The 17,466-nt window shown below is 71.2% G+C and carries 13 protein-coding genes and 2 pseudogenes; 8 read left to right on the plus strand and 7 right to left on the minus strand.

Features of this window, described 5'->3' with window-relative positions:
- Positions 1-21: 21 nt before the first annotated feature.
- A complete protein-coding gene (locus ACFVU9_RS14640; protein WP_387593470.1) occupies positions 22-663 on the minus strand; it encodes an HD domain-containing protein in 642 nt (213 codons plus the stop codon).
- Positions 664-764: 101 nt separating this feature from the next.
- Between ACFVU9_RS14640 and ACFVU9_RS14645 the strand changes: the two genes are divergently transcribed.
- Both ACFVU9_RS14645 and ACFVU9_RS14650 read left to right on the plus strand, forming a co-directional pair.
- Complete coding sequence (locus tag ACFVU9_RS14645) at positions 765-1,727, plus strand: GlxA family transcriptional regulator (RefSeq protein WP_387593472.1); 963 nt, start codon at positions 765-767, stop codon at positions 1,725-1,727.
- A 145-nt stretch (positions 1,728-1,872) separates the two neighbouring features.
- Positions 1,873-2,448 carry an AAA family ATPase gene (locus ACFVU9_RS14650; RefSeq protein WP_387593473.1) on the plus strand — a complete coding sequence of 192 codons (576 nt, stop codon included), beginning with the start codon at positions 1,873-1,875 and terminating at the stop codon, positions 2,446-2,448.
- Positions 2,449-2,503: 55 nt separating this feature from the next.
- Here the strand turns inward: ACFVU9_RS14650 and ACFVU9_RS14655 are convergent, their stop codons facing one another.
- Both ACFVU9_RS14655 and ACFVU9_RS14660 read right to left on the minus strand, forming a co-directional pair.
- A complete protein-coding gene (locus tag ACFVU9_RS14655; RefSeq protein ID WP_387593475.1) occupies positions 2,504-2,956 on the minus strand; it encodes a peptidoglycan-binding protein in 453 nt (150 codons plus the stop codon).
- Positions 2,957-3,343: 387 nt separating this feature from the next.
- Positions 3,344-4,855, minus strand: a complete 1,512-nt coding sequence (locus ACFVU9_RS14660) for a hypothetical protein (RefSeq protein WP_387593476.1) — start codon at positions 4,853-4,855, stop codon at positions 3,344-3,346.
- Positions 4,856-5,183: 328 nt separating this feature from the next.
- Here ACFVU9_RS14660 and ACFVU9_RS14665 point away from each other — a divergent pair, with 328 nt between their 5' ends.
- The gene (locus tag ACFVU9_RS14665; protein ID WP_387593478.1) at positions 5,184-6,443 is read left to right on the plus strand and encodes an enoyl-[acyl-carrier-protein] reductase FabV; all 1,260 of its coding nucleotides are present in this window, start codon (positions 5,184-5,186) and stop codon (positions 6,441-6,443) included.
- A gap of 7 nt (positions 6,444-6,450) precedes the next feature.
- Here the strand turns inward: ACFVU9_RS14665 and ACFVU9_RS14670 are convergent, their stop codons facing one another.
- Positions 6,451-6,804: a MazG nucleotide pyrophosphohydrolase domain-containing protein gene (locus ACFVU9_RS14670; RefSeq protein ID WP_380443952.1), complete on the minus strand. Its 354-nt coding sequence runs from the start codon at positions 6,802-6,804 to the stop codon at positions 6,451-6,453.
- 195 nt (positions 6,805-6,999) lie between these two features.
- Between ACFVU9_RS14670 and ACFVU9_RS14675 the strand changes: the two genes are divergently transcribed.
- Entirely contained in the window at positions 7,000-7,422 is a 423-nt protein-coding gene (locus tag ACFVU9_RS14675; protein WP_380504819.1) for a hypothetical protein, read from the plus strand.
- Positions 7,423-7,438: 16 nt separating this feature from the next.
- Here the strand turns inward: ACFVU9_RS14675 and ACFVU9_RS14680 are convergent, their stop codons facing one another.
- Positions 7,439-8,344 carry a LysR family transcriptional regulator gene (locus ACFVU9_RS14680; RefSeq protein WP_387593480.1) on the minus strand — a complete coding sequence of 302 codons (906 nt, stop codon included), beginning with the start codon at positions 8,342-8,344 and terminating at the stop codon, positions 7,439-7,441.
- A gap of 133 nt (positions 8,345-8,477) precedes the next feature.
- On the opposite strand from ACFVU9_RS14680, the gene ACFVU9_RS14685 reads away from it, so the two are divergent.
- Together ACFVU9_RS14685 and ACFVU9_RS14690 are read left to right on the plus strand one after the other, a co-directional pair.
- Positions 8,478-9,191 (plus strand): flavodoxin family protein, encoded by a 714-nt coding sequence (locus ACFVU9_RS14685; protein ID WP_380443946.1) that lies wholly within the window; start codon positions 8,478-8,480, stop codon positions 9,189-9,191.
- A gap of 96 nt (positions 9,192-9,287) precedes the next feature.
- Positions 9,288-10,472, plus strand: coding sequence for a HEAT repeat domain-containing protein (locus tag ACFVU9_RS14690; RefSeq protein ID WP_387593482.1), 1,185 nt, complete (start codon positions 9,288-9,290; stop codon positions 10,470-10,472).
- Here the strand turns inward: ACFVU9_RS14690 and ACFVU9_RS14695 are convergent.
- A complete protein-coding gene (locus ACFVU9_RS14695; RefSeq protein WP_387593484.1) occupies positions 10,462-11,553 on the minus strand; it encodes a VWA domain-containing protein in 1,092 nt (363 codons plus the stop codon). The genes ACFVU9_RS14690 and ACFVU9_RS14695 overlap by 11 nt on opposite strands.
- 588 nt (positions 11,554-12,141) lie before the next feature.
- Between ACFVU9_RS14695 and ACFVU9_RS14700 the strand changes: the two are divergent.
- A pseudogene (locus tag ACFVU9_RS14700) lies at positions 12,142-16,326 on the plus strand (glycosyl hydrolase family 18 protein); the annotation flags it as partial.
- Between the two features lie 102 nt (positions 16,327-16,428).
- On the opposite strand, the pseudogene ACFVU9_RS14705 reads toward ACFVU9_RS14700, so the two are convergent.
- Positions 16,429-16,752, minus strand: a pseudogene (locus ACFVU9_RS14705) (DUF4265 domain-containing protein); the annotation flags it as partial.
- A gap of 92 nt (positions 16,753-16,844) precedes the next feature.
- Between ACFVU9_RS14705 and ACFVU9_RS14710 the strand changes: the two are divergent.
- Positions 16,845-17,453, plus strand: a complete 609-nt coding sequence (locus tag ACFVU9_RS14710; protein WP_387593486.1) for a hypothetical protein — start codon at positions 16,845-16,847, stop codon at positions 17,451-17,453.
- Positions 17,454-17,466: the final 13 nt, after the last annotated feature.

A 17,466-nucleotide genomic window follows, 5' to 3' on the forward strand; every position in this document is an offset into this window, starting at 1 on the left:
GCTGGGATGATACTGCGCGTCCTACTCGGCCCAGTCCGAGCCCTTGATCACCTCGACGAAGTCACCGCGCTCGAAGCCCGGCACGAAGTGGGCCAGGACGTCCGCCTTCACGTTGCCGAACGCCGTGCCGGGGCGGTTCCTGATGCCCTCGGTGAACGCGGCGAGGATGCGGTTCTTGAAGTCGGGCCGCGGGTGCGCGGCCACCACGGCGGCGCGCTGCTCGTCGGTCAAGGCGTGGTAGCCGATGCCCAGGACGTCCAGTTCCACCCCGCGGGTGACGAGGGCGATCTCCGGCGCCATGTGCAGCGGGATCTCCGGTGTCGTGTGCAGGGCGACGGCCGTCCAGACCCGCTGAGCGAGCTCGCCGGCCACGCCGTGTGCCGTCAGGAAGCGGCGGGCCTCGTCCGCGCCGTCGATCTCGAACCGCCGGTCGGTGCGGGCGAAGCGGTCGGTGAGGCCCAGGTCGTGGAACATCGCCCCCACGTACAGCAGCTCCGGGTCGAACTCCAGGCCCTGCTCGGCGCCTCGCAGCGCCCCGAACACGAACACCCGGCGCGAGTGGTCGAACAGCAGCGGCGAGGCCGCCTCGCGCACCAGCTCCGTCGCCTCGCGCGCCAGGGCGCTGTCCGGGATGCGCACTCCTGCGACCGTCTCGTTCGTCATGGCCCTCTCCTTCGGTGGTCCGCTCGTGGACTCCTCCACACTCGCCCGGGGGCGTAGGCTGGCGCCATGTCCGTACAGACACACACACCTCGGATTCGGACATGACGCGGCAGGTCGCCTTCCTCGTGTTCGACGGGGTCACCCTGCTCGACGTCAGCGGCCCGATGGAGGTGTTCCACCAGGCCGGCCGCTTCGGCCACCCCTACGCGACCACCCTCGTCTCGCCCGACGGCGACACCGTGACCACCGCCAACGGCGTGGCCCTCACCACCACCCCGGCCCCGGACTTCGCCGGGCCCCTGGGGACACTCGTGATCGCCGGAGCCGACCACCTCGCGACCGACGGCCCCGACGAACACCTCCTCGCCACGGCCACGGCCCTCGCCGAGCGGGCGCAGCGGATCGCCTCGGTGTGCAGCGGCGCCTTCGTGCTCGCCGCGCTCGGTCTGCTCGACGGCCGCCGCGCCACCACCCACTGGCGCCACGCCCACGCCCTCGCGCAACGCCACCCCCGGGTCCGGGTCGAACCCGACGCCCTCCACGTCCACGACGGCCGGTTCCACACCAGCGCGGGCATCAGCGCGGGCATCGACCTCGCCCTCGCCCTCGTCGAACACGACCACGGCGCCCAGGTCGCCCGGGACATCGCCCGCGAACTCGTCGTCTTCGTCCAACGCCCGGGCGGCCAGAGCCAGTTCTCCACCGCCCTGGCCACTCCGCCCGCCCGCGGCGACCTCCTGCGCGCCCTCACCGACGCCGTCCTCGCCGACCCGGCCGCCGACCACAGCCTCCCCGCGATGGCGGCCACCGCCGCCGTCAGCACCCGCCACCTCACCCGGCTCTTCCACACCGAACTCCACACCACCCCCGCCCGCTGGGTCGAACGCGCCCGCCTGGACCGCGCACAACAACTCCTCCTCGACGGCCACACCATCACCAACGCCGCCCGCCACAGCGGCTTCGGCAGCGACGAGACCCTCCGCCGCGCCTTCGCCCGCCACCTGGGCACCACACCGAGCGAGTACCGCGCCAGGTTCGGCAGCACCGGCGGTGGGCCGTCATGAGCGCGGCCGACAGTCACGGGTCGCGGCCTCGTGGCCGTCACCGCTGACAGCCCTGGAGCTGAACTACGACCCCGTGAGACCCTCGACGAGGTCGCGATCGTCAGCGAGTGGGCCCGGGTTCGCAGCGGGTCGGGAAGGCACGTCCTTGCGCAGCGCAGTCACCCCCGACGGCACGCCGCCGCGCCGCCCGGCGCTCGTCGTCGTGAGTGGCCCGCCGGGCGCGGGCAAGACGACGCTGGCGCATGCCTTGGCCGATGCGCTCGGGTGGCCGCTGGTGTGCCGTGACGAGATCAAGGAGCGGATGGTCGCGGCCGGCGCCGATCCCGCCGACGACCTCGACCTGCGGACGTTCGAGACGTTCTTCCGCAGCATCGGCGAGCTCGTGCGGTCGGGGACGAACCTGGTGGCGGAGGCCGCCTTCCAGGACAAGCTGTGGCGGCCGGGTCTGGCGCCGCTCGTGCCGCTGGCCGACGTCCGCGTCGTGCGCTGCACCGTCGATCCCGAGATCGCTCACACCCGCATCGCCCGTCGGGCCACCGAGGAGCCCTCACGGGCGGTCCATGCGGACTCCGAGCTCCTGCGCCGCATCGCCGAGGGGCAGCGGCCGATCGCGTCGTGGGTCCCGATCGCGCTCGATGTGCCCTGCCTGGTCGTCGACACCTCGCGCGGCTGGACGCCGCCGCCGGCCCGGATCGTCGAGTTCGCCAACCACGGGACATAGCGGCGCGGGCCCGCCTCGGGATCGCTCCCGGGACGGGCCCGCGCTCAGTCGCTGGTCAGCACCAGGTTCCCCAGCGGTTGGCGAAGGCCTTCCACGCGGCCCTGGTCTTGGGCCCGGCGTCGCCGTCGATGCCGCCGGTGTCGTAGCTCCAGGCGACGAGGAAGCGCTGGAGGCCGCTGATGGTGTTGGGGCCGACCTGGCCGTCGACGGCCCCGGCGTTGTATCCGCGGGCGTTGAGGAGGCTCTGCCAGGCCCTCCAGCTGCCGCCGCCGAGCTGGCCGTCGATCGCGCCGGGGTCGAATCCCGCGTCGCGGACGTAGCACTGCACGCTCTGGGCCTCACTGGTACTGAGGCCGAGGTTGTTGACGGCCTGGATGGTGATGGTCCGGGTGACGGTCTGCTGCGCGGGTGCGGCGGCGGCCGTCGCTGCACCGGCGAGGGTACCGACACCGATGGCACCGGCGGTGATGATTCCCAGCAGTGCCTTCGCGGTCCGGTTCGATGCCATGCGTGTTTCCCCCAATTCAGGAATCGGAACGACGACGACGCTACCCTCGATCAGTTGTGAATCGACAGTGCCGATTGTGAAGATTTCGATAGGCTCTCCGGAATGGGTCATTCTGCCATCTCCGCAGGTGCAGGCAGTGAAAACTCGACACCCCTTTGGTACACACGCGAACATGTGGCCACCCCCGCACCCCTGGCTCCATTCACCATATCCATCACCGTGAATCGGCATAACAGGGCGCCGACATCATCTCCTCGCGATCGGCGAACTGCTTTTTGGGCGCACTGTCAACGAATCGGCCTTTAACGTGATTTGACCACGCCTATATGACAAGGCGGCCTCCGGCCCAGCGGCGCGGGCCGCCGGGCCGGAGACCGGGGTCGGCACCTACGCGCAGAACGCGTTCCTGGGCAGCCCCGCGCACGGGCGCTCCATGCTCGCCTGCGCGGTGAGCGGCGCCAGGTCGAGACCGGTGCGCTGCGGATAGGCCGCGTCCGGGATCGGGCACGGGCCGAAGCCCGCCGCGCACACCAACTCGCCGAAGAGCAGCTGGTCGTCGCCGACCCCGGCACCCTCACCGCAGGGCGGACCGTCCACCGTGCGGCTCTGGATCGACGCCGGGTCGCTGGTGAGGGCGGCGCCGTCGGTCCCGTGGTTCCCGACGAAGCAGTTGTGCGGCGCCGTCGTCGACTCGTTGGCGAGGTCCGCGTTGGTCGGGTTGCCGAAGAAGCCGTTGCGGCCGAACTCGTTGGCCGCCACCAGGTTCCCGTAGGACGTGAAGACGCAGACGCCGGGCAGCTGCGTCCCGCCCTGGCAGGTGCTCAGCGGCGGCGGTGTCTCGCTGTCCGGGAAGTCGTGCAGGACGACGCCCCAACTGCCCTGCTGCTGGATCCGGTTGCCGCGGATCGTGTCGCCGTGGCCGCCCGAGATCTCGATGCCGGCGCCGATCGCGCCCGCCAGCCCGGAGAGCGGGGAGTTCGGGTTGTTGTTGTCGTGGATGAAGTTGCGCTCGATGAAGGTGCACGATCGCTGCGGCGCGCCCGGGCAGCTGCCGTTCTGGGGCGGGGGCGCGTCGTCGTTGTTGAGCGAGTTGGCCACGATCCCGCTGCGGTTGTGGTCGAACTCGGAGTCCTTGATGGTGTAGCCGCCCGAGTTGGTACCGGAGAAGCCGATCGCCGAGTTCTGCCCGTGCGCATCGAGGAGCGTCACCCCGCAGATGTCGCGGCACGCGCCCACGTAGTAGTCGGAGTCGCCCATGTTGGACGCGTAGGTGTGCGCGATCTCCGCCGGGCCCGTCGCGTTGGACGCGAAGATGCCGTACTGCGCCATGGACGCGTTCGGGTCGGCCGCGCCGAAGCCGGACGTCGCGGTCAGGTAGGCGCCGTGGTAGCCGTGCAGGCCGATCTGCCCGCTGCCGTCGCCGCCGTTCCACCAGATCTCGTTGCCGCCGCTGCCGTCGGCACCGGAGAGGTAGTTGCAGACGGTGAGGTTCTCGATCGAGACGTCGTCGGCCTTGGAGACGACGACGCCGCTGCGACCGGTGGTGTCCTGCAGCGCCGGGTCGGCCGGGCAGGGCTGCGCCGCGCTGCCGTTGCTGCCGTCGACGACCACCCGGTTGCGGTCGAGCCCGCGGAGGTGGACGCCGGGGGTGGTGATCAGCACGCCGGCCTCGGCGGTGGCCTTCTCGTGGTACACGCCGGGCCAGACCAGCACCCAGTCACCGCCGCGTGCGGCGTCGACCGCGGCCTGGATGGTCCCGTACTGCTGCGCGGCGCCGCTCGGGCAGGCTGCGGTGCTGCCGTTGCACACGAGCAGCACCTGCGGGCCTCCCCGCTCGTACGCGGCCGCCGCCGGGGCGAGTCCGCCCGCCGCCAGTGCCAGCGTTCCGAGCAGCGCCATCAGGGGTCTGGTGCAGCGGGGAACCGGTCTCTTTCTCACAGCAATCCTCCATCGGATCAATTGATCTGACGCAGCGTCAGATCAATTCAGCCTCCGGCCCGTCCGAGGGGGAGTCAATCAGCCACGCAGAGCCGTTCCGGCGAACCGTCCTCCCCCGAAACCGCAGGTGACAGGCCGTCGCCGCGGTCGCCCACGAAGGCGTCGCGCGCGTAGGGACGGCTCCGACAAGATTCGCGAGCGGACCCTGGCGCATGTCGCCACATACCCGCACCCGCCCACCCGACAGGATGAAGGCAAAGACGCTCGTCACCAGGCACGAAGGACACCGATGACCCTCCGCGAGATCAAGCCCGGCAACCGGGGCTTCCTCTACCTCAACTCCCACCCCGGGGGCTGCGCCGCCGTCGTCGACGAGCTCTGGGAGCGCACCCCCGCACCCACCCACACCGCACCCGCCGACACCGCACCCGCTGACACGGCACGCACCGGCCCGGCGGCCGCGGACCCGGCCGCCGCGGACGGGCCCGTCGCCCTGATCATCGGCTCCAGCGCCGGCTACGGCCTCGCCGCGACCGTCGCCGCGCTGCGCACGTACGGCATGCGCGGGCTCGGCATCGCGTTCGAGGCCCCCGAGACCGAACGCCGCACCGCCTCCGCCGGCTGGTACCGGACGGCCCGCGCGGCGGAGCTCGCCGGGACGGACGGCGGCTTCGCGTTCCTCAACGCGGACGCCTTCTCCGCCGCCGCCAAGGACGAGGCGCTCGACCACCTCGCCACCCGGTACGGCAAGGTCGACTACCTCGTCTACAGCGTCGCCGCGCCCCGCCGCACCGACCCCGGCACCGGCGAGGTCCACCACTCCGTGATCAAGCCCCTGGGCTCCGCCTACCGGGCAAAGACCCTGCAGTTCGACGGCGACACCCCGCTCGTCGGCTCACTCGAACTCGCGCCCGCCGCCGACCCGGAACGCGACGCGACCGTGCAGGTCATGGGCGGCGTCGACTGGAAGCTGTGGATCGACGCCCTGACGGACCGCGGCCTCGTCCGGGACGGCTTCCACACGGTGGCCCTGACCTACGTCGGCTCCGACCTCACCGCGCCGATCTACCGGGCCGGCACCATCGGCGCGGCCAAGCGGCACCTGGAGGACACCGCCCGCCGCCTCCAGCAGGACCTCGCCCCGCTCGGCGGCCGGGCCCACACCGTGGTCGCCGGCGCGGCCGTCACCCAGGCCTCCACGGCCATCCCGTCCATCGCCCTCTACACCAGCCTCCTGCACGCCGTCCTCGGCGACGGGTTCCAGAGCACCGCGCAGCAGGCCACCGCCCTGTGGCAGCAGCTCACCGGCGCGGCACCGCTGCAGCTCGACGAGGAGCAGCGGATCCGCCTCGACGGCTGGGAGATGGACGACAAGGTGCAGGCCGCCGTCCACGAACGCTGGGCCGCCGCGACCACCGACACCCTGCCCGAACTCGCCGACACCGCCTGGTTCCGGGCCCAGGTCGGCCGCCTCTACGGCTGGGACGTCCCCGGCACCGACTACACCGCCCCGGCCGAGACGACGGTGCCCTGGCCGACCGTCGACTGACGTTCCGTCAGGAACCCGTGTGCTCACCGTCGGCGGTGGCGGCGAGCTTGCCGGCGATGGACGCGCCGAGGTCGGACATGGTCCGGCGGAAGGCGGCTTCGAGGTCCACGTCGTAGTGGTGGGCGAGGATCAGCACCGACCAGAGGCAGTCGGCGAGTTCGTGCTCCAGCGCCGGCCGGCCACCGGGGACGTCGCGCGCGCCCTCCTCGGCCATGACGAGCTTGGCCAGATCGCCGACGTCCCCGACGAATCCGAGCATGAAGTCGCCGCGCGTCCACGTCCGGCCGCGCTCACGGCGGTTCAGCTCGTCATAGAGGTCGTGGACGCGGAGCGCCTGACGCTTCAGCTCCTCAAGGTTCATCGGCCTCTCCCCCGTCGACCCGATCAGGGAGTCGACCCTCGTCCCCGGCCGCGCGGTTGTCAACCGACCGCGCGGCCGGTGAGCAGGCAGAGGTTCAAACGCTCCGCGTGTGACCGGCCTCGCGATCGGGGTGCGTCGCCGCGGCCTCCGTGACGGTACAGTGCCGGCTCCACAGCACGGGGGAAGGGCCTGAGGATGGAACTCACGCGTCGGGAGAGGCGCTGGCTGGTCGCGGCGGGCGTGGCAGCGGCCGGAGTCGCGGCGTGCTACGCGTGGGGCGATCCCTACCCGTTGCCGTACAAGGTGCGGGACGCCTCGGTGCTGGGCCCGATCGCCGTGGACGACCCGCGCGTCGGCGCGGTGTCGGTCGGCTCCGACGACCACACGGTCTCTCTCCACGTCGACTGGGGCGGCTGCGACTACCGGCCCGACCTGGTCGCCCACGAAGCGGCCGACCGGGTCACGATCGTCCTGAAACGCCGCGATGCCTCCGGCCCGGACATCGGCTGCGAGGACGGCGGTGCGGCCCGGCTGAGCACGCACCTGGCCCGGCCGCTCGGCAGCCGTGCGCTGGTCGACGGCGTCACGGGCGAACCGGTTCCCGCCGCCAAGGGCTGACGCCTGGGCAGCGGCGTCAGAGATCCGCAACCGCCGGTTCCTTCGAGGCGTGGAGCAGCAGGTCGCGCAGGGCCGTCGCCGTGTCCGTCGGGTCGGTGGGGGTGAGGACGACCTGGTCGACGGTCGTCGACGGGCCGGTGAGGGGGATGATGCGCAGTCCCGGCGGCTCGTGGTCGAGGGCGGACTCGACGGTGATGCCGATGCCCGCGCCCGCCGCGACGTGGGCGGCGATGGCCTGCACGCTGTCGGCGGTCCTGATGATGCGGAGGTCGGCTCCGCCGATCTGAAAGGCGGCCAGGAGGCGGTCGCAGAGGCCGCTGTTGATCTGGTGGGGCCAGGTGAGCAGGTCGGCGGTGGAGAGCTCGGCCACGCTCAACTCGGCGTGCCCGGCGAGGGGGTGGGCGGCGGGGACGAGTGCCACGAAGCGTTCGGTGGACAGCACCCTCGCGCGAACGCCGTTGATGCCGCCGGCCGCCCAGCCGATGCCCAGGCCGATCGTCTCGGCGCGCAGGGCGGTGAGCTGGGCCGTGGTCGGCATGCACTCCGGCACGATCGTCACGTCGGGGAACCGGTCGCGCAGTTGCGGGAGGCAGCGCAACAGCAGCTGCTGGCCGGTGTATTCGGCGTGGGCGACGACGAGAGTGGTGCGGGCCCGGCCGCCGGCGGCCAGGGCGCGTCCGCGCTGCTGGAAGCGGCGCAGCTGGGCAAGGGTGGCCCGGGCGTCGGGCAGCAGCGCTTCGCCGAGGTCGGTCAGTGTCACCCGTCGGCTGGTGCGGTGGAACAGCCGGCCACCCAGAGCGCTCTCCAGCCGTCGGACGGCGTCGCTGACGGTGGGCTGCCCGCGGTGCAGGCGTGCGGCGGCGCGGCCGAAGTGGAGTTCTTCCGCGACCGCGACGAATGCTTCGAGTTCGATCCTGTCCACGGGGCCAGGCTAGCGCGATCGATCGGCGGGGCCGATCGCTGTATGCCGGAGTTCGGCGTTGATGCCGTGCCGCGGGCAGGCTGTGATGGTGGGGCAAGCAGGGCTTCCCCACGAACGGAAGTAGTGAACAGTCATGGCAGTCAACAGCGTTGACCGTGAGCACGATGCACCGACCGTCACCGTCACGGTGGTCTACCACTCGGTGCACGGGCACACCCGGGTGCTGGCCGAGCACCTCGCGGACGGGGCCCGGGTGGTGCCGGGCGCGCAGGTGCACGTCGTCGAGATCCGGGCGGAGGACGTCACGGCGGGCCGCTGGCGCGATCCGGAGGTGATGGCGCTGCTCGGCCGCTCCGACGCGATCGTCTTCGGCAGCCCGACCCTGATGGGCAGTGTGTCGGCGGTGTTCAAGGCGTTCATGGAGGCGGCGTTCACCCCGTTCACGACGCAGGCGTGGAAGGACAAACTGGCCGGCGCGTTCACCATGTCCGCCTCGCAGAGCGGCGACAAGCTGACGGTCCTGGAGCAACTGGCGGTCTTCGGCGCCCAGATGGGCATGCAGTGGGTCGGCGTCGGCGACATGCCGGGCAACAACTGGAGCGGCGGCACCCGCGACGACGTCAACCGGCTGGGCTCGTGGCTCGGCCTGATGAGCCAGAGTCACGCCGACCTGGGCCCGGAGCAGGCCGGATCGCGTGGCGACCTGATCACGGCGGAGCGCTACGGCGAGCGGATCGCGCGGCTGGCGCAGCGCTGGGTCAACGCGGTGCCGTACGAGACGCCCCGGATGACCGAGCACGAGGCCCGCGACCTGTCGGCCGCCCTCCGGGCGACGGCTGCCGCCTGACCTGGTCGTTCCGCCCCTCGTCGGCTTCGGGGCGCGCCCGGCCCGCGGCCGTGAAAAGCCGTTGGCCGGGGGCACCCCGCGTGGAACGATCACCGCATGACCGACGACAGCGCCGCCATCCGCCGCCTGTGGGGCCGCCTCCTGTACGAGCAGCAGGCCGAACCGCTCGTGTGGGCGGAGGCGGTCCTGCGGGCCACCGGTCGCCCGCAGGCCGCCGTCGCCGCGGCGATGTCCGGCCGGATCGACGCCCTCGACGGGGCCGACCCCGCGTTCCTGCTGTTCCGTACGGTCGGCAAGCTCTCCGCCGACCTGTGCCGCAACGCGCTCTACGACGAGGATGTCGGCGAGCGGATCGGCCTGCTCGCCCTGCGGCTCGGCGGGCTCGAACCCTCGCTCGCGGGGCCGCTCGGGGACGCGCTCGGCCACCTGCCCGACGGGCCGGCCTCCCTGGTCACCGTCCACGCCGCCGAGCTGCGGGCGGGCCGCACGGCCCGCATCCGGGCGATCGACGCGCTGCTGCGATGGGCCGAACTCGGCCACCCGCAGGCCCTCGCGGCCCTGCACGACGTCGCCTCCGACCACCGCACGCAGGACGTCACCGTCTGGACGAAGGCCCTCAACCGGATCGCCCTCTTCGGTGACGCGGACCTCGAACCGGGCCTCCTGCGGGCCGTTGCCGACACCGGGCACCACGGGGTGCGGTGGTCCGCGGTCGCCTGTGGCGAACTCGGGTTCCGGAGCGCCGTCCCACTGATCACCGCCCTGCTGGAACACCCCGACCCGCAAACCCGCGAGGGCGCCTGCGAGGCACTCGGCCTCCTCGGGGCCGGGACCGCCGTCCCCGCCCTCGCCACCCGGCTGAACGACGACAACGGGTGGGTCCGCACCGCGGCCGCCCGCGCCCTCGGAGACATCGGCGGCGATGCCGCACTCGCCGCGCTCTGGCAGACCATGCTGGAGCGCCGGAACCCGAAGGCCGGTCACCTCGCCGCGGCCATAGCCGCCTTCGGTCCGGCAGTGGTCGACGACCTGATCGCCCTCACCACCGACCCCGACCCGGACCTGCGCGCCCTGGCCTGTCGCGCCCTCGGCTCCACCGCCGACGACCGCGCGCTGCCGGTGCTGGAGCGCCTCGTGGCCCACGACCCCGCCAGGACCACGCTCGGCGGCCTGGTCGCGACCGCCGCCAAACAGGGCCTGCGCACCGCGCACCGCATGCGCCGGGCGGACTCGGCCGCCGGCCCGGCCCCCGGCCCGACCACCGATCCGGCTACCGGATGACGAGCAGCCGGGTGCCCGGCACCAGCTTCCGGTTGACGGACGTCGACTGCACGAACACGGTGTACGACGGGTTCTCCCCCGGCTTCACCGTGACCTCCGACTGCGGCAGGCCCAGGAGCTGACGGGCCGCCGGGCCCGAGAACACCCGTCCCGTCATCTTGCCGGTGGCCGGGTCCTTCTCCGCCACGGCGAGTTGCTTGGAGCCCTGGATCTTCTCGCGCTTGGACAGCTCGTAGAAGGCGCAGCCGGTCTTGTACTCGTGCCCGGAGCGGGTGACGAACTCGCGGATCTGCACCTGCTCATCGACCGGGATCAGCGTGTACTTGCCGGCGTCCAGGGCGTCGAGGCTGGCCTTCACGTCGGCCGTGCTCAGGTCCTGGCCCATGGTGAACAGGTTCTTCGTGCCGCGCACACCCTGCTCGCGCCCGCGCAGGAAGCTCGTGGCGGCCGACTTGACGGTGCCGATGGCCTCCTCGACGCCCTTGCTGGAGTCCGCGTCCCAGATCGCGATGTTGCCCGCCGGGAACCCGTACCCCTGGGCGGTGCGCTTGGCCAGGGAGTTCGGCACCAGGATCGCCGAGGTCCAGTGGTCGGGCAGGTCGTCCATGGCCTGCCGGATCCGGTCCGTCCACGAGCGCAGGACGGCGGCACCCTCGGTGCCGTTCATGCGGATGTGCATCTGCCCGTTCTCCGAGCAGCCGGAGGCGTTCTCCTCGCCGTCGGTGACGACGACCTGGAGGAACGAGTGCTCCCCGTAGCCCTCCCAGATGTTCTTCAGGTCGTCGAAGGACTTCACGGCCGCCTCGATCAGCGCCGTCGCACCGTTGTCGACCTGGTAGAGGCCCTTGAGCGACGGCAAGTGCTTGACGTCCATGTCCCAGACCAGGTTCTGCACCTCGTGGTCGAACGCGTAGAGGCTGATCCGCGTCTCGTGCCCGAGCCGGTCCGACTCCTCCTGCAGCCCCTTCACGAACTCGTCCACCACCCGCACGAGTTGCCCCTCGCGCTGGCGCATCGAACCGGACTTGTCGACCACGAGCGACACGTGGTTGACCTTGTGCTTGATCCTGTTCACAGCCATGGTCCTACCCCTCTCCCAACGCCCGTCCGACGCCGTTCCGGCGCCCCCTCCGACGTTGGTTCCACACTATGGGGCGGCACTGACAATGACGCTCCGACCTGCGGTTCCACGGATTCTGACGACCCGTACGCCCGTGTCAAACGCCCGCGTTGACACGATGTCGACGCCGCGTGGACGCCCGTACGGTGTCCTCGGCCGGTCCGGCTCCGTTCGGGAGCCGCCGGAAAGGACACGTCCGTGCACAGCTCCGCACCACCACGGCCGCGGCGCAGACCACCAGGTCTGTTCCGCGCCGTAGCCGCCGTCTTGTCGGGGGCCCTCCTGTCCGCGGTCGTCCAGACCCTGGCAACGCCCGCGCAGTTCGCCGCCGCCGATCCCAACCCGGACGCCCACCCGGTGGTGATCTCCATGGGCGACAGCTTCATCTCCGGCGAGGGCGGCCGCTGGGCCGGCAACGCGTTCACGGACGACGCGGGCGCCTGGGGAACGGACAGTTCCACCGCCGTCTACAAGAACATCCCCCGGGCGGACGGCAGCACCGTCGACACCTCGTACGACCCCGGGGGGAACAAGTGCGACCGTTCCAGCATGGCCGAGATCACCGGCGTCCAGATCCCGCACAGCCCTGATCCCGAGCGCATCAACCTCGCCTGCTCCGGCGCCACCACGGACAACATCACCTCGACGGTCCCGGGTTGGAAGGAGCCCACGTCGCAGGCCGACCAACTGGCCGCGATCGCGGCGGACAAGAGCCGCCGGATCAAGATGATCGTGGTGTCGATCGGCGGGAACGACATCCACTTCTCCGACATCATCGCGGCCTGCGCCGCTTCCTGGGGGGCGATCAACGGCGATCTCTGCAGCAAGGAGGGCGGCAACACCTCCAACACCTTCCGCCAGGACATCGCACGGGTCCAGGTCAAGATCGAGACGGCGCTGGCCGCGATCAGGAAGGCCATGACGGCCGGCAACAACTACACGCCGGACTCCTACCAACTCGTCCTCCAGTCCTACCCGAACGTCCTGCCACCGTCGAGCCAGATGCGTTACTGGGAGTCGGTGTCCTACAAGCGCTGGACCTCGGGTCGCTGCCCCTTCAGGGACAAGGACATCGACTGGGCGCGGGAAACGGTCATCACGAGCCTGCGCGGGGCCCTGAAGCGCGCAGCGGCCGACCAGCAGGCCACGTTCCTGGATCTCGGCAAGCTCTTCCTCGGGCACGAACTGTGCAACACGGATGCCGCTCAGGCCACCAAGGACAACGCGACGAACCCCATCAAGCCGCGCGACGCCGAGTGGGTCCGGTGGATCCCGTTCAAGCCCGAGGACGCGAAGGCGAACTGGGGTGACATGCAGGAGGCCATCCATCCGAACGCGTTCGGACAGCGGGCGCAGCAGACGTGCCTCAACCTGCTCGCCGCCGTGATCACCGACCCCAGGCCGCAGGCCCCGGGGCCGAACTCGTTCGGGTGCACGTCGATGGGCAAGCTCGACGACCGGATCGCCTTCTACCGCGACACCCCCAACACCCCCGCGACCAACTCCTACGGCTGGCCCTACTACGAGAGCCTGAAGACCACCTCGAACCCGATGTGGATGAACAACGTCGAGGACTCCGCCCCGCTGGGCTCGCTGTCGATCCCCGGCACGCACGAGACCATGTCCCACTACGGCGGTGAGGCCGTCACCACCCAGGAGTGGGACAACGATCAACAGACCTCCCTCGTCGACCAGTTGAACGCCGGCATCCGTTCCATCGACATCCGGGTCGACCCCGACGGCGACAGCGCGGACGACAAGCTCTGGCTGTGGCACGGGATCATGGGCCAGCACGCGGCGCTCGGCTTCGGTGTGCTCGACCCGTTGACCAAGTGGCTCGACGCGCACCCGACCGAGACCGTGCTGCTCAGCCTGAAGACCGAGAACACCGTCTACAAGACCGTGTGGCCGGACCTCCCGGACGACTGCGGCATCGTCGGTGCGCACCGGCCCTGCGGTCCGCGGCTGCCGCAGAAGACGGAGCTGTCCACCGCCGAGACGCAGCAGCTGATGGGCGACGAGTTCCAGAAGTATGTGGACCGCTACCAGCGGTACTTCTGGACGCCTTCCGTCACGCGCGGCCAGTCGGCCGACACGCCGCTGCTCGGCCAGGTGCGCGGGCGGATCGTGCTCAACTCCTTCCGCGGCCCGCACGGCGGCCTGTACGGCGAGTGGGGGCTGAAGACGGCCTCGGTGGACGCCCGCGTCCAGAACGACTACGACATCCCGACCGTCGCCGACATCAAGCCCAAGTGGGACAAGGTCCTCGCGCACCTGACCAAGACTCGCGCGGACACCGACAACACCGCCCTCTACTTCAACTACCTGACCGGGGCCAGCGCCGGCGCCTACCCGTACAGCGTGGCCGGCGGCGCCGGGGGCACGTGGGGCGTCAACCACTGGGCCTGGGACTACTTCAAGAACTCCGACACCGGCGGCCGCACCGGTGTCATGATGATGGACTATCCCGGCGGCGAGCTGATCTCCCAGATCATCGGACACAACACGTCCGTCACCCTCACCCCCGCCGGCGGCGAGTCCGGCCGGCACAGCACGGACAACCGGGACTGGAGCGTCGGCCCCGGCGAGATCCGCAGCATGGTCACCAACAAGTGCCTGGACGTCGACCTGGGCAGCACCAACGGCCAGGCGGACGGCGCCAAGGTGCAGCAGTGGGGCTGCGGCGGCAGCAGGAACCAGCAGTGGACCCTGGACGACCAGTCCCGGGTGGTCAACGCCAACAGCGGCAAGTGCCTGGACGTCGACGTCCCCAGCGGCACCGTGCAGCAGTGGGGCTGCGGCCCGAACCCCAACCAGAAGTGGACCCACGCCGGAACGTGGCTGCGCAACCAGGCCACCCAGAAGTGCCTGGCGGTCACCGACGGCAACGACGGCTCGCGCGCCGTCCAGGTGGACTGCGGCGAGTCCCCGGTGGGCTCCGCCACCGACGCGGGCGACCCGTTCGACGCCACCCCGGACGACCGGCGGGCCAAGCCCGCCGCCTCCGGCGACTGCCGCCCGGACGGGATGACGCCCAGCCCGGGCGCCCGCTACTGCGACGTGTACGACACCAGCGGCCGGGAGTGGCTCGGCGGCCGGGACAAGCGCGTCGTCGGGTACTTCACCGGCTGGCGCACCGGCGCCAACGGCGAGCCCCGCTACCTCGTCAAGAACATCCCCTGGTCGAAGGTCAGTCACGTCAACTACGCCTTCGCCTCGGTCGGCCAGGACAACCGGATCGCCGTCGGTGACGAGGCGACCAAGACGACCTGGCCCGGTGTGGCGGGCGCCGAGATGGACCCGTCCCTCCCGTACCAGGGCCACTTCAACCTCCTCACCCGGTACAAGCGCCAGCACCCGCAGGTGAAGACGCTGATCTCGGTCGGCGGCTGGGCCCAGACCCAGGGCTTCTACACCATGGCCACCAACGCCGACGGCTCGGTCAACCAAGCCGGGATCAACACCTTCGCGGACTCCGTCGCCGCCTTCCTGAACCAGTACGGCTTCGACGGCGTCGACATCGACTACGAGTACCCGGCCTCGCTCCAGAACTCCGGCAACCCCAACGACCAGGGCATCGCCAACCCCCGCCGGGCCGGCCTCCAGGCGGGCTACGTCGCGCTGATGAAGACGCTGCGCGCCAAGCTCGACCAGTCCGGTGCCGCCAACAGCCGCTACTTCCTGCTGACCTCGGCGGCCTCGTCCTCCGGGTACCTGGTGCGCGGCGAGGAGAACCAGCAGGCCCTGCAGTACCAGGACTTCGTCAACGTGATGTCCTACGACCTGCACGGCTCGTGGAACAGCTACGTCGGCCCGCAGGCGCCGCTGTACGACAGCGGCCAGGACAACGAGATGGCGGCCGCCGGGATCTACAACGACACCGACCCGAACACCAAGGACTACCAGAAGACCGGCTACTTCAACACCGACTGGGCCTACCACTACTACCGGGGCGCGCTGCAGGCCGGCCGCATCAACATCGGCGTCCCGTACTACACCCGCGGCTGGCAGGGCGTCACGGGCGGCACCAAGGGCCTGTGGGGCACCGCCGAGGGCGACCAGTCGAAGTGCCAGCCGGGCACCGGGCTCGCCCAGAAGTGCGGCAACGGCGCCACCGGCATCGACAACGTGTGGCACGACACCGACGTCATGGGCAACGAGGTCGGGGCCGGCTCGAACCCGCTGTGGCACGCCAAGAACCTCCAGGACGGGATCCGGCCGGGCTACCTCCCGGACTACAGGGTGAACCCGAACCAGCAGGTCGGCGGCTACGAGCGGAACTTCGACCCGGCCACCCAGTCGGCCTGGCTCTGGAACGACGCCAAGAAGGTCTTCATCTCCACCGAGGACGACCAGTCGATCAAGGCCAAGGCCCAGTACATCGCCGACAACGGCATCGGCGGCGCGATGATCTGGGAGCTCGGCGGCGACTACACCAAGCGCTCCAACGGCGAGTGGGGCATGGGCTACGACATGACCACCCTCGTCGACCAGACCCTGCGCGGCTCCGGCGCGCCCGGCGCGGTGCGCAGCGACCAGGCGCTCCCGCAGCAGACCCTGGACGTCAAGGCCGAGCTCGCGGACTTCCCGTCCGACAACGCGCAGCTGTGGCCGATGCAGCCCAAGCTGCGGATCACCAACAACACCGGCCAGACCCTCCCGGCCGGTACCGAGCTGTCCTTCGACATCCCGACGTCCACTCCCCCGCTGATCAAGGACGAGGCCTGGCACGAGATGACCGGCGCCGTGGCGCCCGGCCGGACCGGCCCGAACATCGGCGGCCTCGCCGGTCGCGCCGAGCCCCTGGAACTCGTCCAGCACGGACTGCCGGGCCCCGGCCGAGCCGCCGTCCTGCAGCACGATCAGCCGGATGGTGCAGTGGTCCGAGGCGTCGACGGTCTCCTCCGCCCAGCGCACGCCGTCGTCGTCGACCTCGACCCGGACGACGTCGCCGCTCGCGACGCCCTGCGCGAACCACGGGGCGTTGGCGACGCGGACCGTCCCGTCGCCGAGGTCCTCCGCCCACAGGCTCTCGACGCCCACCGGCGGCCAGCCGTTCTCGTCCACGTCCAGCGGGTAGTGGACCTTCACGTGGTTCTCGTTGCTGTTCGTCACGTCACCATCATGACCGTGCTCCGCGCGGGGTGAACGGCGCGACATCGGGTCCGCGGCCCCGAGCACCGATCCGATGGTCGGGCAGGGTGTCGGGACACGATTGGTGCGTGGCCTTCGGGCCCTGGCAGGATCACCGGATGCACCGCTTCCACTTCCGCGGCTTCCGGACCTGGGCCTGGCTCCTGCTCCTGATCTGCGGGGCCGCTTTCGCCTTCGTGCAGGACGACCGGCCGCAGTACACGGGCGCGGCCGTGGGCGCCCTCTGTGCTGCCACCGTCCTGTTCGTCGTGTCCGAGCTCCGGCAGCCCGCGGATGCGCCGGCGACCACCGGTGCCACCCCGGCGGTGACACCGGATGCCGCTGCGGACGGAGGGATGTCCGGGTCGAAACGGCCTACGGGCCTTCAGGAGCCGGAGGTCTGTGCCTTCTGCGGCATCCGGGAGCCCCGGACCGCGCTCGGCGACAGATTCGAACTGCCCGAGGGGTGGTTGGCCCTGGAGATCGACCGCCGGGCCGCCGAGGTGCTCGACCGTACGTACTGCTCCGAGGAGCACATGCGCCTGGATCTCGCCGGCCCGCTTCCCGCTCCGGTCCCCGCCCAGGAGGAGGAGCCGTGGGACGGCGCCCCTCTGACCCTCGGTGACCGTCTGGCCGGCCTCGCGTTCGGCGCGGGACTGTGGCTCCTTGGCGGGTTCCTGTTGCTCGGCTGCGTGCTGGCGGTGCGGTTCCTGGTCGGGCTGCTGTAGCCGACGAACCGCT

It is taken from the genome of Kitasatospora sp. NPDC057936, from assembly GCF_042887525.1.
Lineage (GTDB): Bacteria > Actinomycetota > Actinomycetes > Streptomycetales > Streptomycetaceae > Kitasatospora.